Here is a 23,841-nt window from a genome sequence, read left to right as displayed (position 1 = left end):
AATCGCGCTAGCAGACAGGACTTAGAATTAAAATTAAAAGACTGTCGTTTGCAAAAATTCTTTTGTACGTTCTTCTTTTGGATGGGTGAAGAATTCTTTTGGCGGTCCGCTTTCGACAACCCTCCCATTATGCATGAAGACAATCCAATCCCCGACCTCACGTGCAAAGCTCATTTCATGTGTAACGACTACCATTGTCATCCCTTCCAAGGCAAGCTCCTTCATCGTGGCAAGAACTTCACCGACAAGTTCGGGATCCAGAGCCGAGGTGGGCTCATCAAAGAGCAGGATATCAGGTTTCATGGCAAGGGCGCGGGCGATGGCAACACGCTGTTTCTGCCCGCCTGAGAGCTTGCTTGGATAGACATCCGCTTTATCCGATAAACCGACTTTGGCAAGCAATGCCTTTGCTTCTTCAATCGCTTGGGCCTTAGGGACTTTTTTGACGTGTGTCGGTGCTTCGATCACATTTTCCAGTACGGTCATATGAGGAAAGAGGTAGAAATGCTGAAATACCATTCCGACTTTCTCGCGGATTTTATTAATATCATGGGTACCAGGATTGATTTCCGTTCCTTCAATGAGGATTTGGCCGCTGTCTTTCTTCTCTAAATAATTCAAACAGCGGAGCAGGGTGCTTTTTCCGGAACCGCTTGGTCCGATCAGACAGACAACATCGCTATCGAGTACCTTCATATCGATATCTTTAAGTACATGCAGGTTTCCATACGATTTATTTAAATTCCTAATGCGAATCATTTCTTTTTGTTCCATTTCAATTCCCCCTATCGATCACTAATGGACAGTTTCTTTTCGAATAAATTGACGATAATGGTCAGGAAAGCCACTAGAATCAAGTAGTAGACGGCTACAATCAATAAATAAGTCATTTCATCGAAATTATTCGAGCCCAACGTAGTGGCTACATTAAACAGCTCATTCATGGATATGAAGGCCGCCAGTGATGAATCCTTCAGTCCGATGATGAATTGGTTGCCAAGCGGCGGCAATGCGCGGCGGAAGGCTTGAGGCAAGATGATTCTCCTTAAGGTGAGCGAATTGCTCATGCCAAGGGAGCGTCCGGCCTCCATTTGGCCTTTGTCGATGGATTGAATCGTACCACGTAAAATCTCTGAGATATAAGCTCCATTATGGAAAGCCAGGGCAAGTGACGCCGCCCAGAAGTCCGGCAGCAAGAAGAGATTGCTGATACCGAAATAGAGTATGAATATCTGTACGATTAAAGGCGTTCCCCGTACCAGGAATACATATGTATCTGAAATCCATGCAAGAATTTTTATATTGGATATTTTTAAAAGTGCAAATAGCAAACCGATGACGATACCCACCAATATGGAGACTACCGTCAGTTCCAATGTGAGGAGCATGGCCCGGATGAATACGTCCGAGGAGCTAAATAATGTATCAAAAAAATGTGAAAAACTTGGCAATGTAATGACTCCCTTTCTATCAATCTTTATTCAGGCTTAGTTGTGATGTCTTCACCAAAATACTTTTTGCTGATTTCAGCAAGCGTTCCATCTTCACGGAGGTTTTCAAGAGCTTCGTTGATGCGTGCAAGCAGCTGAGGGTTGTCGTCAGGCAGTACGATGGCCTGCTCGCTCCGTTCGATCAATTGCCTTCCTTCGATGTCGAAACCTTCCTTGGTCGCTTCCTTACCGGTTACGAAGTCGGTGATGACGGCATCATGACGCCCTCCGCTCAATGCCTTCAGGGCGGTGATATCACTGTCATAGGTTTTTACATTGGTTGTATATTTTTCTGCCGTCGTTGCGTACGTGGAGCCTTTAGAAGCCGCAACTTCCTTACCCTTTAAATCTTCAACCGTTTTAATATCACTATCCGGGCGGACGAAAATTTGAGGACCTGAATAGTAATAAGGGGTCGAGAAGGCAACATGTTTACTTCTTTGTTCATTGATTGTATGACTGGCAACCGCAGCATCTGCCCGACCGGTTTTAACACCTTCCACGATACCTTTGAACTTTATCCGTTTAGGCACAGGTTCTAGGTCGAGTTCCTTTGCAATTGCATCGCCAACTTCAATATCGAATCCGGTCACGGTCATGTCATCATTGACATAACTGAATGGCTTGAATTCACCTGAAGCAGCGAAAACAAACTGGTCATCATTGATCAGCTTACTCCCGTCCTCCAGCTGGTCCTTTTCGGCACAGCCGGACAGAAGACCAAGAACAACCAGAATGGATACAATGAATGTAACGGATGATTTCATGATAATTTCATTTCCCCCTTTTAAAAAAACTAATAGAATGGTCTATACCCTTATGAGGCAGTGAATAACCTTATTAACTATGGAAAATAAAACTGAAACCAAAAAGGTTATCCAGAACATACCGACATTTCATCCAATAATCCCCCTTCACTATGGGTTCTCGGCCTTTGCCTTCATTTCCTTCCAAATTACCTGTAATTTCCTGAAAAAATGACAAAAATTATTTAATAGGAGAAGAATTTTAGGATAGATTGAGCTCTAGAGATAAATTTGAAACAATTCAGGCTGATGATTTATCTATCGAAAATCTAATGAATGGGATGGGATAAAACTGTGGAGTATTTTAGGCAATGTTGATTTTGTCTATCAACAAAATCCCGAATTGGTTGACTGACTTTAATTTTGCCCATGAATTGAAGTATAATATAGCAAAATAGAAGAAGGGCAGTTGGGAAAATGGTGAGCAACTTTGTGCAAGAGCAGTTACAGGAATTTCGCGAAAGAAATCAAGATAGAGGCCGTTTAATTATAAAATGTCCGGACCAGCCGGGAATTGTTTCGACAGTTACGGCTTTTCTTAAAGAATATGATGCAAATATTGTTGAATTGAGTCAGTATTCGATGAATCCTGAGGGCGGTACCTTTTTCACCAGGATCGAGTTCGATTGTCCAGGATTGAATGACAAGGCAGCGGATATGCAACTGGCATTCCAGGAAGTTTCGACAGTATTCTCGATGCAATGGACATTTAATCATGTGAGTGATCTGAAGAGGACGGCAATCTTCGTTTCGAAGGAACCTCATTGCCTTCTGGAATTGCTATGGGAGTGGCAAAGCGGGGATTTATTGGCTGATATTGCGCTGGTCATCAGCAATCATGAAGATACGAGGGAAATTGTCGAATCGATGGGCATCCCGTTTTATTACATTCCTGCCAATAAGGATATACGTAAGGAAGTGGAGACTAAACAGCTTGGACTTCTGGAAGAATTCAAAGTGGACCTTATTGTTTTAGCCAGGTATATGCAGATATTGACGCCGGATTTCGTAGCGGCCCATCCGAACAGGATCATCAATATCCATCATTCATTTTTACCTGCCTTCATTGGAGCACGGCCTTATGAACGAGCTTATGACAGAGGTGTTAAGCTGATTGGGGCGACTTCCCATTATGTGACGAATGATTTGGATGAAGGTCCAATCATCGAGCAGGATATCGAACGGGTGGACCATCGTGATTCTGCCGGGGATATGAAGAAAATCGGTCGTTCAGCTGAACGCAGGGTGCTGGCACGTGCCGTTAAATGGCATTTGGAGGACCGCGTCATTGTTCATGAAAATAAAACGGTAGTCTTTTAAAATGAAAAACCCCCTTTGGATTGCCAAGGGGGTTACGTTTGCGACAAAAGGAGGTTCGGATTGCTCCCATCCTAGAACCATGATTTTAGTGGAATACTGAATGATCCTGCATGTTTTTTAACTGGATTATAGGAATGAAACCCTTACTAGATTGAAGAAATTTGCGACACTCCTGCCGAATAACTGGCTAGCCGAGACCCCGGAGACGCTTGCCGGCGAGGAGGCTTGGCAGACAGTCGGCGGAAAGGGAGCGGATTTCTGAAATCATGAACCTTTTTAAACGAATTGAAAGTAAATTAGTTCTTCTCTAATTTGTCCACAGTCTGAATCCCCCTTTAGGTTGCCAAGGGGGATTTTTAGGATGGAATTTAGTGAGTGCTAGTACGTGTATTCCACCCTTACCGAGGCAGTTATGTTCAATTCACCAGGCTGAATCGGGGTAGTCGCCATTTTTGAAAGGGTACTTGTTTGAAAAAGCATTGGAGTTGCCGTTTCAGATAGTTCTTCAACCCTATTAGGGACTGGGTTCAATGAGATTCCTAGCGTTCGGGCCATGGAGAGTGCTTTTTCGTATGCATTTTTTAAAGCTAGAGAAAGTGCCTGGTTATAGTATGCATCTGGATTGGATAAAGAGAAGCGGATGCTGGTGATTGAATTGGCGCCGCTTCTGACGGCCGTATCGATTATGCTGCCTATTTTCTCGATGTCGGTCGTCTGGGCTTGTATGATGTGCTGGACTTTGTAGTTCTTGAACAATTCCTTTCCGTCAATATAATCATATTGTGGATCGATCCTGTAATCACTCGTTTTCAATTGCTCTTCGGGAATGCCTGCGGATTTAAGTGATGCGATGACATTTGCGATTGCTTGGGAATTGGCTTGCTGGGCCTTTTGCGGGTCCTCATCCTCTGTTATGACTCCAAGGGTGATCGTGGCTTGATCCGGAGCAGCAGATAGCGTCTCTGAGCCGGAAACTTTCAATATATGTTCATCGTTGCGGTAATAATCCCTAACGGGGGCATTGTATTCTTGATTCATTTTGACACCAGCCTTTTTATAGAGATAATCTCACCCCTATTGTACGAATTATGAATGGGAAACATGATTGAAATATCCACCTTTGTCATTAATTCATCGAACAATCACAAAAAAACACTCGGCCTGGACCGAGTGCACATCACTTATGAATGACTTGAACCCTGCCCACCTGGCCATCAGTCAATCTTACTTTAATTCCATGAGGGTGGGTGCTGGAGTTGGTTAAAATATCCTTTACAGTGCCGCTTGTCAGTTTTCCGGTGCGTTGATCTGCTTTAAGTACAATGTCCACAGAGGCACCTGGGGTAATATCTTTCCGGTTTTTACCGTTCATGTTCGATTCATTCCTTTTCAGAGTTATTTGCAGCCATTCAACCATGCAGTAACTTCAGTATAAGGAAAACGGCGGGCCCAGTCGACTATTAGATAAAATCACAAATTGGCAGTCAGCGAATTTTCTTCAATGGTTCGACAGCAGGGCCATTCAACACTTCACCAGCGATGGAGTAGCGGGAGCCATGGCATGGGCAATCCCAAGTACGGTCTCCGCTATTCCAGGCAACTTCACACCCCATGTGTGTACATGTGGAATCAACAATATGAAGCTGGCCATCATGGTCACGGTAACACCCAGCTTTGTCTCCATCCACCTTCACGATTGCTCCTTCATCAATTCCTATGTCTTCCGGCGTTTTATGATTGACAGCCAATTTGCCTTTGATGAGATGCTTCGCCACATCAGCATTATCTTGGAGAATATTCTTCACGCCTTTTAAACGGGCAGGATCATACAATTCCGCATACCGGTTATCTTTTTGCAAAATCCGGTCAGTTAAGATCCTGGCGGCAATCGATCCATTCGTCATTCCCCATTTCGCATAGCCGGTAGCTATCAGGACGTTTTGTTGGTTGGATGTCACTGGACCGACGAAGGGGATATTATCCGGTGTCACGATATCCTGTGCCGACCAGCGGTAGGGAATGTCTTTTACATCAAAATACTGGGCACTGAAGTCCTTCAGTGCTTCATAATGCTCGATCGTCGAGATTCCCTGGCCTGTTTTATGGCCATCTCCGCCAACAAGTATAAGTTTTTCCCCATTGTCCAATTCCGTATAGCGAAGGGAGCGGCTAGGGCTGTCTGCACTGTAATACATCCCGCCTGGATACTCCTGTTCAGTCCTGATGCCAAGCACATAGGACCTACTTACATGAACACGGGCAAAGTATAAGCCCTTTTCATCATTGAAAGGGAAGTGGGAGGCCACGATAACCTGATTGCTTTTGATGGAATGTCCCGTATCCGTCAGAACGGTTGGTGGATCGCCGTCTTCAATCTTCATTGCCGTTGTCCGTTCATAGATTGTGCCTCCTGCATCGATAATTGTCGAAATGAGGGACGTTAAATATTTTAATGGGTGAAACTGTGCTTGATCTTTCATTATCACAGCAGCTTTACATGGAATGGAGAAAGGGATATTCTCCGCATAATCCCCCCGAATGCCAAGTTTTTGATAGGCTCTCAGTTCTTTTTGGATTTTGCTTATATATTCGTCCGTATTTGCGTACACATAGGCATCCTGTGCAGTCAAATTACATTCAATGGAATGTTCTTCTACCAACTCTTTAATCAGCTTCATTCCATCTGTATTGGCTTCATAATAAAGCTTGGCATTCTCTTCGCCATGGTCAGTGATCAACTGGTCGTAAATCAGGCCATGCTGGGCCGTGATTTTTGCTGTAGTGTGTCCCGTCGTTCCGGTAAGGATTTGGCCTGTTTCAATCAGTGTGACTTTAACACCTTGTTTAGCAAGTAGATAAGCAGATGTGATTCCGGTAATTCCGCCGCCTACTATTAAGACATCAGTGGTTATGTCTGTATCTAGTTTAGAAAAAGAAGGGAATGTCAACGCACTGCGCCAATAAGGTTCAGGAAATCGGGGAAGGTCTGTATTTTTTTCAGTCATTTGAATACCTCCATACAGTTCATTAGTGAATCGTCCATTTATTACCATACCCAAATCCGCTATTTATACGCTTATTTTTGTAAGAAGAAAGACTAAAAAAAATACATTATTTGGTTTGTTTGCAATTTTGTATACATGTAAACAAAAATAGTTAGTTTGTAAGCAAATATGTATACATGTTTACAAACACGTACACATGGCTATATATAAGGTGTATACATATTTGTTCCTAATGTATACAAAAATGAATACAATTCGACAAATGAAAATAAAGCTACAGCTAATGAAGCATCGACTAATATAGAAATCTCTTCTATCGAGAGTGCTCCACCTAATTTTTTTCTATGAAAAAGGGGGGATGTTTTTAGATGAGTTCTAGAATCGCAGCAGTAGATGTAGGAAATGATGTTAAAACTATTTTTGGAAGGCTAGAGCTTACAACAATATATACCAAATGTCATTGCAAAAGACATGAAGATCGGCCAGTCATAGGAATCGAAGAACTCGATGTAAAAAAAACTTGGAAGGGATACATGTTAGAGTCCATTCACCAGCCTTGCAAGACAATAATGCCATTAATCGTGTCGGAAATTTAGCGACAAAAAGTTAACCCAACAGAACTAGATTTGGGGAGCAGTAAATCAGAGGAGGAACAAACATTAGTATTTGCGTATACGCATCTTGTACATTCAATAGAATGTTCTTCTATCAATCCTTTGATAGCTCCGTTCCTTCAGTGTTGGCCTCATATAGTATAGTCTGGCCTATTCCTCACTGTGATCAGTAATAAATTGGTCGTAAATCAAGCCGTGCTGGACCGTGATTTTTGCGGTTGTGTGCCTGTTGTTCCATTAAGGGTCTAATCTGCCTCAATGAATGCGTCTTTCACACCTTGCTTGGCTAATAGATAAGCTGAAGTGATACCCGTAATTCCGCCACCAACAATTAAGACATCAGTTGTTATATCTGTTTCTAGCTTAGAAAACGAAGGAAGGATAAAGTGCTGAGCCAATATGGCTACGGATATTGAGGAAGTTCTGTATTTTTTCGGTGATTTTAATATCTTCATACGTTTCATTAGTGGCTTGTCTAATTTATTACAATGACCAAATTCTCCTTTTTTACACTTTCTTTTATATGAAGAAGATTATTAAAAGTTAGTTTTTTTGTTTGTTTGCAATATTGTATGCATGTAAACAAAAATAGTTGGTTTGTACACAAAAAAGTAAACACGTTTACAAATGAGTACACATGGCTATATATAACGTGTGTACATATTTGTTCCTAATGTGTACACAAATGAATACAATTCGACAAATAAAGCTACAACTTATGAAGCATTGACTAATATAGAAACCTTTTCTATGCTTAATAGAGTGCTCCACCTAAATTTTTTATGAAAAAGGGGATGTTTTTAGATGAGTTCTAGAATCGCAGCAATAGACGTAGGAAATGATGCAATTAAAGCTATTTTTGGAAAGCTAGAGTCTGAACTATATATACCAAATGTCATTGCAAAAGACATTGAAGATCGTCCGGTCATAGGAATCGAAGAACTCGATGAAAAAAACCCATTGGAAGGGTTACATATTAGAGTCCATTCACCAGCCTTGCAAGACAATAATGCCATTTATCGTGTCGGAAATTTAGCGACAAAAAGTGATAACCCAACAGAACTAGATTTGGGGAGCAGTAAATCAGAGGAAGACCAAACATTAGTCATGCTTTTTGCGGCTATTGCATTGGATGCTGCCAAGCAAGGGAATAATGATAAGTTCAAAAAAGTAAATAACGTTGTCGAAGCGAATTATACGCTTGGAACAGGTCTACCTCTTCGGGAAGTTAAGGAAGGGAAAGATGTTGGGTACCGTTCGAAGCTACTGGGATCCGTTCACCAAGTAGAATTTTTAATTACACCTAAATACCAAGGTATTAAGGTTAATATCAAATTTGATGAAGTGAAAGTCTATCCAGAGGGCTTCGCCGCATACATTAATTTAGTCATGGACAATGATTTGAATATCATTAACCGTGAATTAATAGATAGAAGAATTCTCATTCAAGATATTGGCGGACTATCGACAGATATCGCGGTCATTAAAAACCGTAAAGTTGACGATGATAAGGCGCAAGGATTCAATCTAGGAGTAGCTGAGGCCCTAGAATCTATTCGTGAAGAAATCAGAAAAAAACACGGTGTCGAGCTGGATAGCAGACGAGATGTCGTTGAAATCATCACGAAGAAAAACGATCGTAACCATATTATGGTTCGCGGAAGCCGGACAAGCGTCCATGATATCGTTGACCGGATTTTAGGAGAACTTGCGAAAAAGCAATATCGCCATCTGCGCAACGTATGGCAGAAAAACTCGCAAACGGAAATCTGCTATTTTGTTGGCGGAGGTTCGATTGTCTTGAAAGATTACCTGAAAACGCTCAATCAGAATTTTGATGGCTACAATATCGACTTTTTTGAAGATGAACGGGAAAGCGTTTGGATGATGGCCAACGCCTATTATAAATTGATTTCGGATTTTAATCGCCGGAATTCAAAGGAACAGCAGCAATCCCACCAAAAGAAGAAAGAACAAAGATCAGGTGCTGTTAAATAGGTGAGAGAATGAAAAAAACAGCTTCTTCTGAAATCAAAAGAGGACAAGCCATCACTTTTCGTATCCCTTCAGATGTATCAGATTATACGTTAAGGCAGCTGCAGAAATTGAAAGAAACGGAAAGAAGGAATTTTTCCAGTAAAATTGCCGAGTATGTTCTCGATGGAATCGGACAATCGACCCATCAGGAACGGGAAATGATTGCCCTGCCCATGCCGAACAAGCTTAGCAAATCTCAGCGTGACTGGCTCAAGCATTCCCACTCAGAAGCTATGCTTGGAACGATTATGTACCATCTTTTATCCGATCCTTTACGCGCAACAGCCTTGCTAGCCTCATTAGACAGCAATGTAATTAATGAGGAGATTTATTTGCAGGATGAGCCCGAGGAACAGGATAATGAAGTGGTGCAGGCAGAAATATCTAAGAAAGATTTGGATGACTTTGATTGGAGTTTGGAAAAAACCACACAACAAGTGGAGGAACCAGAACCTGAAGAGGAAAATCTTGACGATCTCCTGGGTGATTTTCTTGATCAAATGAACCAATGAACATATAGGAGGATATCCGGCGACAAGTTGGATATCCTCCTTTTTCTTTGTGGGGGCTAAAAAAAGAGGAACCACAAGGGATTCCTCTTAAGATGATCAAGCCAGGAAAATCAGTTGGTAAAGGAATAAAACGGCAAACATGTACACGAACGGATGCACTTCACGGAATTTGCCTCTTGCCATTTTTAAAATGGGGTAGGCGATGAATCCGAGTGCTATCCCGTTGGCGATGCTTGATGTCAAAGGCATGGCGACAATGACCAAAAAGGCTGGAAATGATTCATCAAAGTGTGTCCAGTCAATTTCATTAATGCTCTTAATCATCATGCTTCCGACGATGATCAAGCTAGGTGCCGTGATTGCCGCTACATTTGAGACAGCTCCTATCAGCGGGCTGAAGAAGGCGGTGATTAGGAATAGGATGGCCACCACCAAAGCGGTTAAACCTGTCTTGCCCCCCGCTCCTACACCAGCTGATGATTCAACCGAGGCAGCGGTCGGGCTTGTACCGAACATGGCGCCGACAGTAGTGCCGACGGAATCTGCAAAGAAGGCACTGCCGGATTTTTCAAGCTTATTCTCCTTCAGCAATCCAGCTTGACGGACAATTCCCAATAAAGCACCGGTCGTATCGAAAAGCATGACAAGCAAAATGGAGAAGACGACGCCATATAGCCCGTAGTTAATGACATCGGCGATAGATGTGATGGGATTGGCGACTATAATCCCTTCAGGTAAGGAAGGAGTGGAAACCAAACCGCTAATTTCCAATTGTCCTGTAAAGAAAGCGATTATGGCAGTCACGATCATTCCGATGAATATCGCTCCCTGCACATTGCGAACGATCAGTACGATCGTTATGACCAAACCAACCAATGTAAGCGCCACGCTGGGATCCCTGAAGCTTCCAAGGGTAACCAGGTTGGATTCATGCTGTGTGACGACACCTGACAAACGCAGTCCGATGAAGGTGATGAAAAGCCCGATTCCGGCACTGATAGCATGCTTCAGGTTATTAGGGATGGCCTCGATCAATTTTGAGCGGAAAGAGGTTAGGGATAAAAGGATAAAGATGATACCGGTAACAAAGACTGCAGAGAAAGCAACTGTGTATGAGATATCATGGGTTCCCAATACCGAGTATGCAAAATAAGCATTCAAGCCCATTGCCGGTGCTATGACAATTGGGTAATTGGCTAAAAGGGCCATGCATAGGGTACCGACTATTATTGCGATTATGGTTGCTGTGAATGCCTGGTCGAATGGAACACCGGCATCAGAAAGGATCATGGGGTTTACAACGATGATATAAGCCAGTGTTAAAAAGGTTGTAAGCCCCGCAAGTACTTCTGTCTTAATATTTGAATTCCGTTCTTTTAATTTAAACATGCGGTCACTCCTTTTTTCTATGCAAAAAATCCTTGCAAAAATCTACAAGGAGGAGATGCTTACCCTTTTTCAAGTAAGTAGCTCGATGATAATAAATCTTATAAATTATATTAGAAAAATAACTAAAGTACAATAGCACGAAAAATTTTAAGGTACAGGTTTTCTCGAAAATAGATAATGATATACTAACAAATAGCTTAGACTAAGGATAATGACATGAAGTGAACGAACCTGTTACCATTAAAGTGGATTTATCAGTCAATTAAATGAAGAAATTCAGAAAGTAGGCCCATACATGACAGAATTCATCGACCTTGGCGTCAGCCCGGCGATTAATAAGATATTAAAGCAAATAGGAATATCCGCCCCTACCCCGATTCAGGAGAAATCGATACCAGATATCCTTGCTGGAAGGGATGTCATCGCGAAGGCGCAGACGGGAACGGGGAAGACTTTGGCCTTTTTGCTGCCAATCCTGGAAAAAGTCGATCCCGCCGCATCCCACATACAATCATTGATCGTAACGCCAACCAGGGAATTGGCTTTGCAAATCACTGCTGAATTGAAAAAATTCGCTAATGAAATCGAAGGGCTTCAAGTGCTTGCAGTTTATGGCGGACAGGATGTCGAGCAGCAAATGAAAAAGCTGACAAGAAACATCTCCGTGGTGGTAGCCACGCCAGGCAGGTTATTAGATCATTTACGAAGAGGCACCATCGATCTCTCACAAACTGGAACACTTGTGCTTGATGAAGCTGATCAAATGCTTCATATTGGGTTTTTACCAGAAGTGGAAGAGATCATGGGACAGCTTCCAGAGGAGCGCCAAACGCTGCTCTTTTCAGCGACGATGCCTGAACAGGTGCATCAATTGGCTAAACGCTACATGACTAAACCATTAACAGCAGCTGTGAAGGCTGAGCAAGTAACGGTCGAGAAAATCAGGCAGCTTGTCATCGAGACGACCGATCGTGCCAAACAATCTTCATTAATCAACATGATCAAAGAAGAACAGCCATACCTTGCAATCATATTTTGCCGTACAAAACGTCGCGTTTCGGTATTGAATGATGCCCTGAAGGCAGCTGGATTCAATTCTGAAGAGCTTCATGGTGACCTTTCACAGGCAAAGCGGGAACGTGTCATGAAAAACTTCAGAGACGCAAAACTTCAATATTTAGTGGCGACGGATGTTGCTGCACGAGGGCTTGATGTAGAAGGCGTGACCCATGTGTTTAATTACGATGTTCCCGAGGATGCAGAAAGTTACATCCACCGAATCGGCCGGACGGGCCGCGCGGGTGAGAATGGCTTGGCTGTCACCTTCATAGCAACGAAGGATCTTCAGCTTTTAAGCGATATTGAAAAAGGGATCTCCATGAAAATCGAAAGAAGGACGATTGAGGGAGTGAAAATGTTCCAACCCGATGAGGTGAGGCAAAAAAGGAAGCGTCATGATGACACTTCTGATGAGGGTACCCGCCGACCGCGTTCGGGAGGGGGAAGGAAACATCGGGAACGGATCGATACGAGAGGACCGAATCGAGGCAGTCACCGTTCTGTAAACCAAGCGGACAATCGTGAAGTCGAGAGGGAGAAACCACGTGGAGGCCGGATGGAAACCAGCCGCGGACCCAAACGTGATGATTCACGGGGAGTCCGTTCGGAAACCAGCCGCGGGCCAAGGCGAGAGAATCCGCGAAGTGGCCGCTCGGAAGACAGCCGTGGACCAAAGCGTGACAATCCACGAGGAGGTCAAAGAGACAGCCGTAGATCAACTAGTACACAAGGGGCGAGTAATCGCAGAGGTGGATCTGGCAGCAGCCCCAATAGAGGGAGAAACCGGTAAAAGGGGGAGACGGGAGTGAACAAGCCTTGGTTGGCAGAATATCCAGTTTCTCTGGAGCTGGCAGGGAAATTGATCATGCTGCAGTTTCCGGAAATTGAGTTGAAAGAGATCAAGCAACTTGGGGAGGGTTTCGATAATACGGTCATACAAATCAATGGGCAATTTGTATTCCGTTTTCCCCGCCGCCCTATTGCAGTTACGTTGATTCAAGTGGAAAATCAGCTTTTGCCTTCCATTGCAGGCACTTTTCCGCTTGCTATCCCTGAACCCATTTTTTTTGGGAAACCAAGCACTTTGTATCCTTATCCTTTTACCGGTTATAAAATGGTGAAGGGACACTTGCCTGTAGAAGGAACAAAAGCAAATAAGTTTGAATCGGCAAAAAGATTTGCCCGCTTTTTAAAGGTTCTTCACAGTTTCCCTGTCGAAAGGGCTATGTGTTTGGGTGTGCAGCCTGATGGGATGATGAGGCTTGATGTTCCCTATCGAAAGAAATCACTTATGGAAAATATCTCGAATCTAATAAAGCTAGGATACTTTGAACAGGCGCATGCAGTGAAGGATTTTGTTGAAACCTTAGGTGAATTGGATGTTCCGCACCCGATTTCACTCGTTCACGGAGATATTCATATCCGGAATGTTTTACTTGATGACGAAGGCGTTCTCGCAGGTGTCATTGATTGGGGAGATGTCCATATCGGGAATCCAGCCATTGATTTCTCTTTTTTATACAGTTATTTCCCAAAAGAGGTGCGCAGGGCTTTTTTCGAAATCTATGGTGAAATCGAAAAGGAAACAGAGAGCCTAGCCCGGTTCAGAGCGATATATATGCTTGTTACATTACTCGTTTATGGCATAGATCGCCACGATGAAGAGCTGATTGCCATTACGAGTACCGGTTTGGAATTTGTTATGGAAGAATAATTGTCATGCTCTTTTGATGTTTAGGAGGTACATATGAAGGCAAGTTATTATCAAATAATCACATTAATGGCGAACATATTGGATCACGCTAATATTCCCTACCAATATACAGGTCGATCTGCTCTTTTCGTACAAGGAGTGGATATCGATGAATATAAGAAAATCGACATGGATGTACAATGGGATGTCTTTAATGAGGCTTTGGATCTTTTTTCCGAATACGCGCCAACAAAGCCTGAAAGAAGTCCTGAGACTGCATTCTTTCTAATGGATGTCGAGGAGATATCTGTCACTGTTCGCTGCCGGTTTAACACGACCATTAAAACGGACCCTTATCGTTTATCCATAAAGATGGGGGATATGGAGGTTTGGTGCAGGTCGTTATACAGTTATTTATACGAAGAAGAAATGAGAAAGTTCAGTGCCGAGATTCATGCTTACTTATCAGCCGAGCAGAAGGGGTTCACAGCGGAAAATGAACAGGCCTGGAACCAGAATAATTATTTAGCGCTTGTCAATCGTTATGGAGATCCCGTTGAATTGGCATCAAAAATCAAACAAAACCCAAAATGGAGACTGCACCCTTTTTATAAATATATGGGGGAAATATCCGGCAAAAAAATCACTCATTTGATGGGATCGAACGGTGTTAAGGCAGTTGCACTGGCCATATTGGGAGCAGAAGTGAAAGTCGTTGATTTTTCCCAGGAAAACGCAATGTTTGCAAATGAGCTGGCAAGTGGCGCCAATGTCTCCATCGAGTATATCGTTTCGGATGTCCTTTCGCTATCATCCGAGCATGAATCAGGGAATCAGGATTTGGTTTTAATGGAGCTCGGTGTCCTTCATTACTTAATAGATCTGCAGCCGTTATTTGAAAAAATTAAAAAGATGCTGAAACCCGGAGGCCGATTCGTACTGCATGAATTTCATCCGATTTCAACAAAGCTCATTACTTCAAATGGTAAAAAACATAAAATGACAGGCAACTATTTCGCTCCGGCAATCGAAAACAATGAGGTCGCATTTTCGAAGCATTTGCCGGATGAGGAAAAAGGGAGCCTTTCAAGAGTTGTACAGCGTAAGTGGACAATCGGGGAACTTATAACGTCAATAGGTCAATCAGGACTCGTTATTAAAGTGCTCGAGGAAGAACCGAATCATAAAATCCATGATATTGGGCTTCCGAAAACATATACCTTGGTGGCGGAACGAGTTTAAGCTGCATGATGAGGAAATGAAAGCTGACTGAAGGAGCCTTTTCAGTCAGCTTTTTTATTTATTCCTTAATAAAGGGGATGCCGCTTCTGCGACATCCCCGAAAAAAATTAATTTTGTGCCGACCATTCCTCTACATCCCATACTTTGGTTACCCAATCTTCATAAAAATCAGGTTCATGGCATACGAGGACAATCGTTCCTTTATACTCTTTCAATGCTCGTTTCAGTTCTTCTTTTGCAACGACATCCAAATGGTTCGTCGGTTCATCGAATAACAGCCAATTGCTTTCGGTAAGCATGAGTTTACATAGGCGCACTTTAGCTTGTTCTCCACCGCTTAAATGGCTCATCGGACGTGTAATGTGCTCGTTTTTCAAACCGACACGGGCAAGAATAGCACGTACCTGCGGTTGGTCCAGATGCGGAAATGCATTCCATACTTCATCGATCGGCGTCGTATCGCCTGCTTTCACTTCTTGTTCAAAATACGAAGAAAAAAGGAAATCGCCAAGTGATCTTTTACCGCCTAGAGGATCGATTTTACCCAAAATCGTTTTTAATAGAGTGGATTTACCAACTCCGTTACAGCCGACCACGGCAATTTTTTCTCCCCGCTCGATGGTCATGGACAACTTCGGAAGCAATGGGCGGTCATATCCGATTTCCAGATCTTCACCTTCAAAGACATAACGGCTGCTCGCACGTGACTCTTTAAAGTCAAAGGTAGGTTTCATTGCAGTTTCCGGACGATCGATGCGTTCCATGCGATTCAATTGTTTTTGACGGCTCTTTGCCCGTCCGGTCGTTGAATAGCGTGCTTTATTCTTTGCAATGAAATCTTCCTGCTTTTTAATGAATTCGCGCTGTTTTTCATAGGCGTTAATATGTTGGTTTTTATTCAATTCAGCCAGCTCAAGGAACTTTTCATAAGTTGCCGTATAACGGGTCAATTTAGAAAATTCAAGATGGAAGATGACGTCGACGACGCCGTTCATGAACTCGGTATCATGCGAAATCAATAGAAATGCATGTGGATATTCCTTTAAGTAGCTGCTCAGCCAGCGGATATGCTCCACATCCAAGTAGTTCGTCGGTTCATCAAGAAGCAGTACTTCAGGCTGTTCCAAAAGTAGCTTGGCTAGTAAAACCTTTGTCCGTTGTCCGCCGCTTAAGGCAGAGACATCACGGTCCAAACCGATTGCATCCAACCCTAAACCGCGGGCCGCTTCTTCAATTTTAATATCCAGATTGTAAAAACCGCCGGCTTCCAGCCTGTCCTGGATTTCACCCATTTGTTCCAAGAGTTCTTCAAGTTCCTCCGGAGTGGCCGTACCCATTTTCTCTGTAACTTCATTCAGTGCTTTTTCCTGCTCGAATAAAGGCAAGTAGGCATCCCGTAAGACGTCGCGAATCGATTTACCTTTTGATAGTATAGTATGTTGATCAAGATAGCCATATTCGACACCAGGTGTCCATTCGACCCGGCCATCATCATGGATGAGTTGTCCTGTAATGATATTCATCATCGTTGACTTCCCGACACCGTTCGCCCCGACCAGGCCAACATGTTCACCGGCCATCAGGCGGAAGGAAACATCCTTGAATAAGGTACGGTCACCAAAGCTGTGTGCTAATTTATCTATAGAAAGTAAGCTCATTTATATTGAACCTCCCAATTAATTTGAAAAAATCCCTACGTTTCATCATACTAAAATCTGCACGGGAATGCTATCTAATCTATTAATTTACATATATGTGGGTACGGGAAATCCTTAAAGTGAGCCAATCGATCCAATGCCATGGTGCATTATCGCCCTGTCATAAATTATATGAGATAATAGAGGAACCAGTTTAAAAGCGAAAGGATGTTATTATGAGTAAAACAGTCGTACTGGCCGAGAAACCCTCGGTCGGCAGAGATATAGCAAAAGTGCTGAATTGTGGGAAAAAGGGGAATGGCTTTTTTGAAGGCGATCAGTATATTGTCACTTGGGCACTGGGTCATTTGGTTACCCATGCAGATCCGGAATCTTATGATGAAAAATATAAAACGTGGCGCCTTGAGGACCTGCCCATGCTGCCGCCTACTTTGAAATTGGTCGTGATCAAGCAATCAGGCAAACAGTTTCAATCGGTTAAAACACAATTGAATCGCAATGATGTCAAGGATGTCATCATTGCAACGGATGCAGGCCGTGAGGGGGAACTTGTTGCACGCTGGATTCTCGAAAAAGCGAATGTGAAGAAGCCGGTCAAGCGGCTTTGGATTTCCTCTGTAACGGATAAAGCGATCAAAGATGGATTTAAAAATCTGAAGGATGGCAAGGAGTATGAAAACCTATTTGCCTCTGCTGTCGCAAGGGCGGAAGCGGACTGGATCGTTGGGATGAACGCGACACGTGCCCTAACGACCAAGCACAATGCCCAGTTATCCTGCGGGAGGGTCCAAACGCCGACACTTGCGATGATTGCAAAAAAAGAAGAGGAAATAAAACAATTCCAGCCTAAGAAATATTATGGCGTTTCGGCAGTTGCAGAACCCAATTTGCGCCTCGTCTGGCAAGATGCCCAATCAAAAGATATCCGTACATTTGATAAAAACAAGGCAGAAAAGGTTCTGGCAGCCGTTAAGGGGAAAAGTGCAGAAGTGGTTGAAGTGAACAAGTCCCATAAGAAAAGTTTTGCCCCTTCTTTATATGATTTAACAGAACTCCAACGGGACGCCAATAAGAAATTCGGCTATTCGGCGAAAGAGACGTTATCAATCATGCAGCGATTATATGAAAGCCATAAGGTCTTGACTTATCCAAGGACGGATTCACGCTTTTTATCAACGGATTTGGTTGATACGCTAAAAGAAAGATTACAGGCTGTAAGCATTAAACCATATGCCCAGTATGCATCGAGGATCCTGCGCAGCCCGATTAAAACCAATAAATCGTTCGTGGATGATAGCAAAGTTTCTGATCACCATGCAATCATCCCCACCGAGCAAACGCCGCTGCCGGGAAAACTGAGCGACAAAGAATCGAAAATCTATGATTTGGTCGTTAAAAGGTTCCTTGCTGTATTGATGCCGCCTTTTGAATATGAACAAACGACCATCACCGCAAAAATGGGGCAGGAGACGTTCATGGCAAAAGGGAAGGTCGTCCTGAAGTCAGGCTGGAAGGAAGTTTATGATCACCAATTCGATGAGGAAGAAGCTAAAGATGGCCTTGCTGAACAACTGCTTCCGAACGTTCAAAAAGGTGACAGTTTAACCATTTCGACTGTGAAACAAACAGAGGGTGAAACGAAACCGCCAGAACCATTCAATGAGGGGTCTCTTCTTTCGGCAATGGAGAATCCTGCTCGTTTCATGGCAGGGGAAAGTAAAGAGCTCATCAAGACCCTTGGTGAAACTGGCGGGATTGGAACTGTTGCAACACGTGCGGATGTCATTGAAAAACTGTTCAATAGCTTCCTGATCGAGAAGAGAGGAAAGGGCCTTCATGTCACCTCGAAAGGAAAACAACTTCTTCAATTGGCACCTGAAGATTTGCGTTCTCCAGCTTTGACAGCTCAATGGGAGCAAAAGTTAACGGCGATAGCAAAAGGAAAGCTGCCAAAACAGGCTTTCATCGGCGATATGCGCTCCTACGCCAAAAATATCGTCCATGAAATCAAAAATAGTGACCAAAAATTCAAGCATGATAACGTATCAGGAACGAAATGTCCTGATTGCGGCAAGCTGATGCTGGAAGTGAATAGCAAAAAGGGAAAAATGCTAGTCTGCCAAGATCGTGAATGCGGGCATAAAAAAAGTGTTTCACGTGTAACAAATGCCAGATGTCCCCAATGTCATAAAAAGATGGAAATGCGCGGTCAAGGAGAAGCACAGACATTCACCTGTAAATGCGGTTTTCACGAAAAACTATCTTCTTACAATAAACGAAGAGGGCAAAATAAAAATCAAAAAGTATCCAAAAATGAAGTATCCAATTATATGAAAAAGCAAAATAAAGAAGAGCCGATCAATACTGCATTGGCAGATGCCTTGGCGAAACTGAAATTCGATAAATAAAAGAAAAAGGATGGAGCAATCGCTCCATCCTTTTTCGGTATATTCCTGCTTCGACTAAATTTCATTCAGTACGGTGCCATGTAATTCATATTCAAGTGTTTTGTCAGTGTGTGTGTGTTTATCCGAATCTACTCGTTTGAGCGTACTGAATGGCTTCTGATCACCCGGACTGAAAATTGCTTCATCATTCTCTGGATTCCATAGGCTGTAAATACTCATGATCGTATCCTCCTCCTTTGGATGAGAAGACTAGTAATTCCCATGTTTGATTATCATCCAACTCTTCAATTGACTCTAACGCTGATCACCGGGACTAAACACCGCTGCGTCATTCTCTTTGTTCCATTGGCTTCTGATTGTACTCATCATGCACTATCATCTCCTTTGGTGAGAATGTCTTACAGTATTTGTATACCCGGATTGGACAGGTTAAAACATATATTATAAAAAAACATGATTATATCCAGAAATCAGTATTTTTTTGATATTTATATGGCTTGATGAACCATTGGTTACTTAAAGCCTTGTGGTTCTGCATAAATACCCATTTGGGTATCTTAACTTGGAAACTTCGGATTTCCTATAGCGATTACCATTTATCTATTCCTACGGTTTGAAAAGAAAATAGAAAAATTAGTCCTTGATAGTCATTTGTAAAATGAAGGCCCCCGATTACATTGCCACTTAGATGTAACTCATCTACCCCGGTGTCAAGCACTGATACAACTACATTTTTTCCCGTAATATTTTGATCCCACTTTTGATCAGCTCCAATTTGAATAATATTAGGTAGATATATATCTTCTTTAAAGCCCGCCTTTTTATTTACTGAATATAAGGCAACCATATTATTCATGCGAATCCCTGCTTCATATATAAAGGGTAATAAATCATGGGAATTACAACCCAAAAAAACGCATGAATAATTCATACGCCAATAATAAAAAGATGGAGAAGGGGACATATATCAAAAGAAAAAACGGTAGTTTTTAATGACTACCGTTTTTTCATTTCACTTTCTTTTCTTTTCTAAAAAATAAAAGGGTACTTAAGGCAATAAGTAAAATCAATCCCCCTAGAGCAGCAGGGATCATACCAAATCTGTCGTTTAAATAAATAAAGGTAAATACGGGAAACACAAAAACCAAAACCATTTTTAAAACATACACATTTTTTGTCATAATATCCCTCCTAATACAGACTATCACAATTTATGTTTAACCCACTGTCCTATTTTGGACATTCTGGTGACTAAATAAAATCTAGGAGGGTGCCGAACATGTTTAAATTAGGGAAGCCGAAGAGTAAATTCGGAAGGTATATAGATCAACATGAAATTTCACAACAAGAACTTGTAGAAGAGAGCAAAGTTAATAAAGCAACAATTAGTCGGATTTGCCAGGGAGATGCTTTTCAACCATCAATGAAGAATGCAGGGAAGCTGATTAAAACATTGAGAAAACTTACTGGGGAACACGTCGACTACGATGACTTTTGGAATATGTAAATAATAATACTCTTCAAATAGAAAGCACTCAGTTTGTAGTACACCAATCAAATTAATAACATAGGTTTGTGAGTTTAGGTAAGACTTTGATCGAAGTCACTTATATAATTTATTTATAGTGAAAATGACCTATTTTTTATATATTACATGTCTAACATGTGTTACTATGTTCGGGTTTAGAAAAATATTCAAGGAGTGTTAAAATTGAAAAAAACATGAAAAAAATGTATATTGTCATGTTAATCTCAATAATAGGGATTACTGGACTATTTACATTTACACCAAGTGCATCAGCAGCATCAGGTTGTTCTGATATTTCAACTGGAAGTGAATTTCAAAGAACTTTCAAAGTATGTGGAAAAGATTCCGGATCCGATGTTGTAGGAACAATAACGTTATCTGGCTATCAATCTATTAGTAAAACCTATTGGAAAATGGATCTACAAAGATCTGTTAATGGAAGTTATACAACAATCGGAACAAGGACAGGTTACATAGATTTTGGAAGCCCTTCAAGTAGAACGTTCACAGGCGTAGCTGAAAAGAATGCGAAAACTAGAATTAAGGTAACGTTTTATACTAGTTCGTCTTATTCAACAGTAAGCGGTACTGTTTATTCAGGATACTGGTATAGATAACATCACGATGTCATTGTCGATTACAAACACAAAAAAGCTCTCTCCTCAAAGGTTAGTGCTTTTTTGTGAATTATTAGATTATACAGCTCAAAAGAAGTTGATGTCCTTCAAAATAAAAGACACCCAATGAATGGATGCCTTTTTTATATGTTCAAGGAGTTTAAGCCTCTTTTTTATTCAAATCAAATTGTTCCTGAATTCTTATTAATTCTTTCGGTATTACATAAACATAATCCAAAATAATTCTTGTGAATCGGATTAAATCATTAATTATGTGGATATCGAATTCTACATTCTCTTCATGAGCAGCTGCATTTCCCAAGTCTCTAATTAAATGTGATACTTTATCCAAAACTTTAGGAATTATTGCCTTGTCTGATAAATCAACTAACTTTTTATATAATGTTTTCCCCTCAGCTTTCTGATCATAGCAAAGCATTTCTAAAGTTCTCCTTAGCCCAATGGCACACATTACTCTATCTACATTTTTAGTTTTAAGCGCTGATTCAAATGCACCCTTTATCCTTTCAGGAACGTACTTCAAGTCTCCTGTTTGTATTGGGTAGAGAATATTCTCTGTTTCAATAACCCGTCCTTTATGGTCCTTTATCCCATCAAATGATTCTATAGATTTAAGAGTAACCTTTGAACACACAGGACATTTATATAATGTATACGAGGTATCATATACTGCCCAAGGAACTTCCTCATTATATTCTGGGTGGAAAGTGTATTCAAATTCTTGGTCATTGTGTTTTGCAACAATTTGCATAATGGTTTCGTTTCCACAATGAAGACAAAGAAACGGTTTGGGTGAGTAATTAGTATTTGTCATTTAGTTCTCCCTTTATGTCGATAAATTAGAAATTCGACAAAGGGAGAGAAATTCCTTTAAAATTAAAGCACCCATGACCGGGCGCTTTAATTAATGAAATACTCATTTTCGGCAAAATAAACTGTTATATAAAACATTTGAAATCATATAAAACAGAAAACCCCTTAATATATAAGGGGTTTTTACTGTCTGTATTAGCGTCCCAGATAGGAATCGAACCTACGACCTACAGCTTAGGAGGCTGTCGCTCTATCCTGCTGAGCTACTGGGACATATATTAAAGTCGACGACTTATTTATTATATTTCTTATAGGCAAACTTTTCAAGCTAATAGCACATACTTATGAAAAAAAATCCTCATAAATGTTTAGCGCATCGCTAAGCTCGCGTTTTTCCTCTTTTTTCATCAAATGGAATACTTTATTGTTCATTGGTTTTCTGGTACTATTATACTATAAAAAAATCAGGAGAATGATAGGGGAAAAATATAGAGTTTTAAAGGATGGCGGCATTGCTGGGGATTTTGATTTTACCTGGAAGCACACAAGGGGTTTTAGAGGGGATAGGCAAAAAGACGGCTGCACCGATTGCGGAAGATGACATTGAAGTGGCCGAAGCGGCTGAGAATGGGACCGGGCAGGATCCGGAGGGACAAATCGATACGGGAGACTGGATAACGGCCGAGTCCCCGGTCCAGCTTCCGATATTGATGTGTCACAGCATTTCCCAAGGTAATGGCCTTCGGGTTCCAAGGGAGGAATTTCGATCACAAATGGCTTGGCTTCGGGAGAATGGTTACTATACATTATCCCCTGAAGAAGCATTCCTCGTTTTAACCGAGAATCGGATGCCAAGTGAGAAGTGCGTCTGGCTTACTTTTGATGATGGCTATACAGATAACTACACGGAGGCTTTCCCGATATTAAAAGAAAATGATATGAAAGCAACTGTCTTCATGATCGGGAAGTCCATAGATAAAGGTCATCACCTGACTGAAAATCAAATGTTGGAGATGAGCAGGGATGGGATTTCAATCGAAAGCCATACCATCAACCATTTGGAGCTGACCCGCATGACGGCAGAGCAGCAAGAAGCGGAAATGGTTCAGTCGAAGGTGCTGTTCGACCGTATCCTCGACCAGGACACGACAGTGCTTTCCTATCCGGTTGGCCGGTATAACGAAGAGAGTCTCAAGCTGTCAGAAGAAGCTGGATACAAAATGGCAGTCACTACCGAACCTGGGGGAGCTTCAAGCGACCAAGGGATGCATGCTCTGCATAGAGTTCGGATTTCACCGGGGTTATCGATCAATGGGTTTGCGTCGCTGATTGAACATGCTTCAAAGCATTGAAGGCGGAAGGGTCATTTCGCACTTGTTCAGAAAAATCATATAATAATCGATTCTTACATGGTGTATAATGAAGGCAGTGAAAATTATATACATATGAACGATTTGGTGTCTTAATGACTTAAAAGGGAAGTTGGTGAAATGCCAACGCGGTCCCGCCACTGTATATGGGAGCTGACGGCTGTGTACCACTGTATGAGATATGGGAAGGTGCCGTTGACGATGACCATGAGCCAGGAGACCTGCCAGAATTCGTACACCTGTAACCTACGCGGATGGG

22 protein-coding genes, 1 tRNA gene, 2 pseudogenes and 1 riboswitch are annotated in these 23,841 nt (G+C 42.0%); of the genes and pseudogenes, 12 read left to right on the top strand and 13 right to left on the bottom strand.

Annotated features, from left to right (window positions below; translation table 11 throughout):
* Positions 1 to 33: 33 nt before the first annotated feature.
* The 3 genes from MHB45_RS24140 to MHB45_RS24130 are packed head-to-tail and all read right to left on the bottom strand — an operon-like array spanning position 34 to position 2,257.
* A complete protein-coding gene (locus MHB45_RS24140; protein WP_048685679.1) occupies positions 34 to 774 on the bottom strand; it encodes an amino acid ABC transporter ATP-binding protein in 741 nt (246 codons plus the stop codon).
* 11 nt (positions 775 to 785) lie between these two features.
* On the bottom strand, positions 786 to 1,451 hold the full coding sequence (locus tag MHB45_RS24135) for an amino acid ABC transporter permease (protein WP_048685680.1): 666 nt from the start codon (positions 1,449 to 1,451) through the stop codon (positions 786 to 788).
* A 26-nt stretch (positions 1,452 to 1,477) separates the two neighbouring features.
* Positions 1,478 to 2,257, bottom strand: coding sequence for a transporter substrate-binding domain-containing protein (locus MHB45_RS24130; protein ID WP_072272187.1), 780 nt, complete (start codon positions 2,255 to 2,257; stop codon positions 1,478 to 1,480).
* 459 nt (positions 2,258 to 2,716) lie between these two features.
* Here MHB45_RS24130 and purU point away from each other — a divergent pair, with 459 nt between their 5' ends.
* Entirely contained in the window at positions 2,717 to 3,616 is a 900-nt protein-coding gene (gene purU / locus MHB45_RS24125; RefSeq protein ID WP_048685691.1) for a formyltetrahydrofolate deformylase, read from the top strand.
* A gap of 378 nt (positions 3,617 to 3,994) precedes the next feature.
* On the opposite strand, the gene MHB45_RS24120 is transcribed toward purU, so the two are convergent.
* The 3 genes from MHB45_RS24120 to MHB45_RS24110 all read right to left on the bottom strand — a co-directional run bounded on the left by MHB45_RS24120 (position 3,995) and on the right by MHB45_RS24110 (position 6,621).
* Positions 3,995 to 4,654 (bottom strand): SIMPL domain-containing protein, encoded by a 660-nt coding sequence (locus MHB45_RS24120; protein ID WP_048680521.1) that lies wholly within the window; start codon positions 4,652 to 4,654, stop codon positions 3,995 to 3,997.
* 139 nt (positions 4,655 to 4,793) lie between these two features.
* The gene (locus MHB45_RS24115; protein ID WP_034316239.1) at positions 4,794 to 4,988 is read right to left on the bottom strand and encodes a YwbE family protein; all 195 of its coding nucleotides are present in this window, start codon (positions 4,986 to 4,988) and stop codon (positions 4,794 to 4,796) included.
* Between the two features lie 112 nt (positions 4,989 to 5,100).
* Complete coding sequence (locus MHB45_RS24110; protein ID WP_072272188.1) at positions 5,101 to 6,621, bottom strand: FAD-dependent oxidoreductase; 1,521 nt, start codon at positions 6,619 to 6,621, stop codon at positions 5,101 to 5,103.
* 368 nt (positions 6,622 to 6,989) lie between these two features.
* Between MHB45_RS24110 and MHB45_RS24105 the strand changes: the two are divergent.
* Positions 6,990 to 7,304: pseudogene (locus tag MHB45_RS24105) on the top strand (ParM/StbA family protein); the annotation flags it as partial.
* Positions 7,305 to 7,480: 176 nt separating this feature from the next.
* Here MHB45_RS24105 and MHB45_RS24100 read toward each other — a convergent pair.
* Positions 7,481 to 7,690 carry an FAD-dependent monooxygenase gene (locus tag MHB45_RS24100; protein WP_373689813.1) on the bottom strand — a complete coding sequence of 70 codons (210 nt, stop codon included), beginning with the start codon at positions 7,688 to 7,690 and terminating at the stop codon, positions 7,481 to 7,483.
* A gap of 349 nt (positions 7,691 to 8,039) precedes the next feature.
* Between MHB45_RS24100 and MHB45_RS24095 the strand changes: the two genes are divergently transcribed.
* Both MHB45_RS24095 and MHB45_RS24090 read left to right on the top strand, forming a co-directional pair.
* Complete coding sequence (locus tag MHB45_RS24095; protein ID WP_048680510.1) at positions 8,040 to 9,233, top strand: ParM/StbA family protein; 1,194 nt, start codon at positions 8,040 to 8,042, stop codon at positions 9,231 to 9,233.
* Between the two features lie 8 nt (positions 9,234 to 9,241).
* On the top strand, positions 9,242 to 9,784 hold the full coding sequence (locus tag MHB45_RS24090) for a hypothetical protein (protein WP_048680506.1): 543 nt from the start codon (positions 9,242 to 9,244) through the stop codon (positions 9,782 to 9,784).
* Between the two features lie 96 nt (positions 9,785 to 9,880).
* Here the strand turns inward: MHB45_RS24090 and MHB45_RS24085 are convergent, their stop codons facing one another.
* Entirely contained in the window at positions 9,881 to 11,173 is a 1,293-nt protein-coding gene (locus tag MHB45_RS24085) for an NCS2 family permease (protein WP_048680503.1), read from the bottom strand.
* 295 nt (positions 11,174 to 11,468) lie between these two features.
* Between MHB45_RS24085 and MHB45_RS24080 the strand changes: the two genes are divergently transcribed.
* The 3 genes from MHB45_RS24080 to MHB45_RS24070 are packed head-to-tail and all read left to right on the top strand — an operon-like array spanning position 11,469 to position 15,167.
* Positions 11,469 to 13,022: a DEAD/DEAH box helicase gene (locus MHB45_RS24080; protein WP_072272189.1), complete on the top strand. Its 1,554-nt coding sequence runs from the start codon at positions 11,469 to 11,471 to the stop codon at positions 13,020 to 13,022.
* Positions 13,023 to 13,037: 15 nt separating this feature from the next.
* Positions 13,038 to 13,946 (top strand): phosphotransferase, encoded by a 909-nt coding sequence (locus tag MHB45_RS24075; RefSeq protein WP_161922058.1) that lies wholly within the window; start codon positions 13,038 to 13,040, stop codon positions 13,944 to 13,946.
* Between the two features lie 33 nt (positions 13,947 to 13,979).
* Entirely contained in the window at positions 13,980 to 15,167 is a 1,188-nt protein-coding gene (locus MHB45_RS24070; protein WP_226990424.1) for a class I SAM-dependent methyltransferase, read from the top strand.
* Between the two features lie 107 nt (positions 15,168 to 15,274).
* Here MHB45_RS24070 and MHB45_RS24065 read toward each other — a convergent pair whose 3' ends face one another.
* Positions 15,275 to 16,825 (bottom strand): ABC-F family ATP-binding cassette domain-containing protein, encoded by a 1,551-nt coding sequence (locus MHB45_RS24065; RefSeq protein WP_161922060.1) that lies wholly within the window; start codon positions 16,823 to 16,825, stop codon positions 15,275 to 15,277.
* A gap of 215 nt (positions 16,826 to 17,040) precedes the next feature.
* Here MHB45_RS24065 and MHB45_RS24060 point away from each other — a divergent pair, with 215 nt between their 5' ends.
* The gene (locus tag MHB45_RS24060; RefSeq protein WP_161922061.1) at positions 17,041 to 19,233 is read left to right on the top strand and encodes a DNA topoisomerase III; all 2,193 of its coding nucleotides are present in this window, start codon (positions 17,041 to 17,043) and stop codon (positions 19,231 to 19,233) included.
* 54 nt (positions 19,234 to 19,287) lie between these two features.
* Here MHB45_RS24060 and MHB45_RS24055 read toward each other — a convergent pair whose 3' ends face one another.
* Positions 19,288 to 19,452, bottom strand: coding sequence for a hypothetical protein (locus MHB45_RS24055; protein ID WP_153246099.1), 165 nt, complete (start codon positions 19,450 to 19,452; stop codon positions 19,288 to 19,290).
* A gap of 321 nt (positions 19,453 to 19,773) precedes the next feature.
* On the opposite strand from MHB45_RS24055, the pseudogene MHB45_RS24050 reads away from it, so the two are divergent.
* Positions 19,774 to 19,890 (top strand): annotated as a pseudogene (locus tag MHB45_RS24050) (YvrJ family protein).
* Positions 19,891 to 20,240: 350 nt separating this feature from the next.
* Here the strand turns inward: MHB45_RS24050 and MHB45_RS24045 are convergent.
* Entirely contained in the window at positions 20,241 to 20,414 is a 174-nt protein-coding gene (locus tag MHB45_RS24045) for a hypothetical protein (RefSeq protein WP_153246098.1), read from the bottom strand.
* A gap of 98 nt (positions 20,415 to 20,512) precedes the next feature.
* On the opposite strand from MHB45_RS24045, the gene MHB45_RS24040 reads away from it, so the two are divergent.
* Together MHB45_RS24040 and MHB45_RS24035 are read left to right on the top strand one after the other, a co-directional pair.
* A complete protein-coding gene (locus tag MHB45_RS24040; RefSeq protein WP_048680485.1) occupies positions 20,513 to 20,740 on the top strand; it encodes a helix-turn-helix domain-containing protein in 228 nt (75 codons plus the stop codon).
* 215 nt (positions 20,741 to 20,955) lie between these two features.
* Positions 20,956 to 21,378: a hypothetical protein gene (locus MHB45_RS24035; protein WP_142398476.1), complete on the top strand. Its 423-nt coding sequence runs from the start codon at positions 20,956 to 20,958 to the stop codon at positions 21,376 to 21,378.
* 160 nt (positions 21,379 to 21,538) lie between these two features.
* Here the strand turns inward: MHB45_RS24035 and MHB45_RS24030 are convergent, their stop codons facing one another.
* Entirely contained in the window at positions 21,539 to 22,213 is a 675-nt protein-coding gene (locus MHB45_RS24030) for a DUF4145 domain-containing protein (RefSeq protein WP_161922062.1), read from the bottom strand.
* A gap of 198 nt (positions 22,214 to 22,411) precedes the next feature.
* Positions 22,412 to 22,485: transfer RNA gene (locus MHB45_RS24025), tRNA-Arg, on the bottom strand.
* 230 nt (positions 22,486 to 22,715) lie between these two features.
* On the opposite strand from MHB45_RS24025, the gene MHB45_RS24020 reads away from it, so the two are divergent.
* On the top strand, positions 22,716 to 23,564 hold the full coding sequence (locus MHB45_RS24020) for a polysaccharide deacetylase family protein (RefSeq protein WP_161922063.1): 849 nt from the start codon (positions 22,716 to 22,718) through the stop codon (positions 23,562 to 23,564).
* 86 nt (positions 23,565 to 23,650) lie between these two features.
* Positions 23,651 to 23,825, top strand: a riboswitch (cobalamin riboswitch).
* Positions 23,826 to 23,841: the final 16 nt, after the last annotated feature.

Source organism: Peribacillus sp. FSL K6-5616, assembly GCF_038008245.1.
In the GTDB taxonomy this organism is placed as follows: Bacteria; Bacillota; Bacilli; order Bacillales; family DSM-1321; genus Peribacillus; species Peribacillus frigoritolerans.
The sequence above is the reverse complement of the archived record's forward strand: the minus strand, read 5'-3'. Positions and strand labels throughout refer to the sequence as shown.

Bases quoted from the DNA above. Each gene is read 5' to 3' on its own strand.
- MHB45_RS24040 (WP_048680485.1), top strand. From the start codon at position 20,513: ATGTTTAAATTAGGGAAGCCGAAGAGTAAATTCGGAAGGTATATAGAT.
- MHB45_RS24080 (WP_072272189.1), top strand. From the start codon at position 11,469: ATGACAGAATTCATCGACCTTGGCGTCAGCCCGGCGATTAATAAGATA.
- MHB45_RS24095 (WP_048680510.1), top strand. From the start codon at position 8,040: ATGAGTTCTAGAATCGCAGCAATAGACGTAGGAAATGATGCAATTAAA.
- MHB45_RS24030 (WP_161922062.1), bottom strand. From the start codon at position 22,213: ATGACAAATACTAATTACTCACCCAAACCGTTTCTTTGTCTTCATTGT.
- MHB45_RS24045 (WP_153246098.1), bottom strand. From the start codon at position 20,414: ATGACAAAAAATGTGTATGTTTTAAAAATGGTTTTGGTTTTTGTGTTT.
- MHB45_RS24130 (WP_072272187.1), bottom strand. From the start codon at position 2,257: ATGAAATCATCCGTTACATTCATTGTATCCATTCTGGTTGTTCTTGGT.
- MHB45_RS24055 (WP_153246099.1), bottom strand. From the start codon at position 19,452: ATGAGTATTTACAGCCTATGGAATCCAGAGAATGATGAAGCAATTTTC.
- MHB45_RS24120 (WP_048680521.1), bottom strand. From the start codon at position 4,654: ATGAATCAAGAATACAATGCCCCCGTTAGGGATTATTACCGCAACGAT.
- MHB45_RS24115 (WP_034316239.1), bottom strand. From the start codon at position 4,988: ATGAACGGTAAAAACCGGAAAGATATTACCCCAGGTGCCTCTGTGGAC.
- MHB45_RS24140 (WP_048685679.1), bottom strand. From the start codon at position 774: ATGGAACAAAAAGAAATGATTCGCATTAGGAATTTAAATAAATCGTAT.
- MHB45_RS24060 (WP_161922061.1), top strand. From the start codon at position 17,041: ATGAGTAAAACAGTCGTACTGGCCGAGAAACCCTCGGTCGGCAGAGAT.
- MHB45_RS24085 (WP_048680503.1), bottom strand. From the start codon at position 11,173: ATGTTTAAATTAAAAGAACGGAATTCAAATATTAAGACAGAAGTACTT.
- MHB45_RS24020 (WP_161922063.1), top strand. From the start codon at position 22,716: ATGGCGGCATTGCTGGGGATTTTGATTTTACCTGGAAGCACACAAGGG.
- MHB45_RS24110 (WP_072272188.1), bottom strand. From the start codon at position 6,621: ATGACTGAAAAAAATACAGACCTTCCCCGATTTCCTGAACCTTATTGG.
- MHB45_RS24035 (WP_142398476.1), top strand. From the start codon at position 20,956: ATGAAAAAAATGTATATTGTCATGTTAATCTCAATAATAGGGATTACT.
- MHB45_RS24065 (WP_161922060.1), bottom strand. From the start codon at position 16,825: ATGAGCTTACTTTCTATAGATAAATTAGCACACAGCTTTGGTGACCGT.
- MHB45_RS24090 (WP_048680506.1), top strand. From the start codon at position 9,242: ATGAAAAAAACAGCTTCTTCTGAAATCAAAAGAGGACAAGCCATCACT.
- MHB45_RS24100 (WP_373689813.1), bottom strand. From the start codon at position 7,690: ATGAAGATATTAAAATCACCGAAAAAATACAGAACTTCCTCAATATCC.
- MHB45_RS24070 (WP_226990424.1), top strand. From the start codon at position 13,980: ATGAAGGCAAGTTATTATCAAATAATCACATTAATGGCGAACATATTG.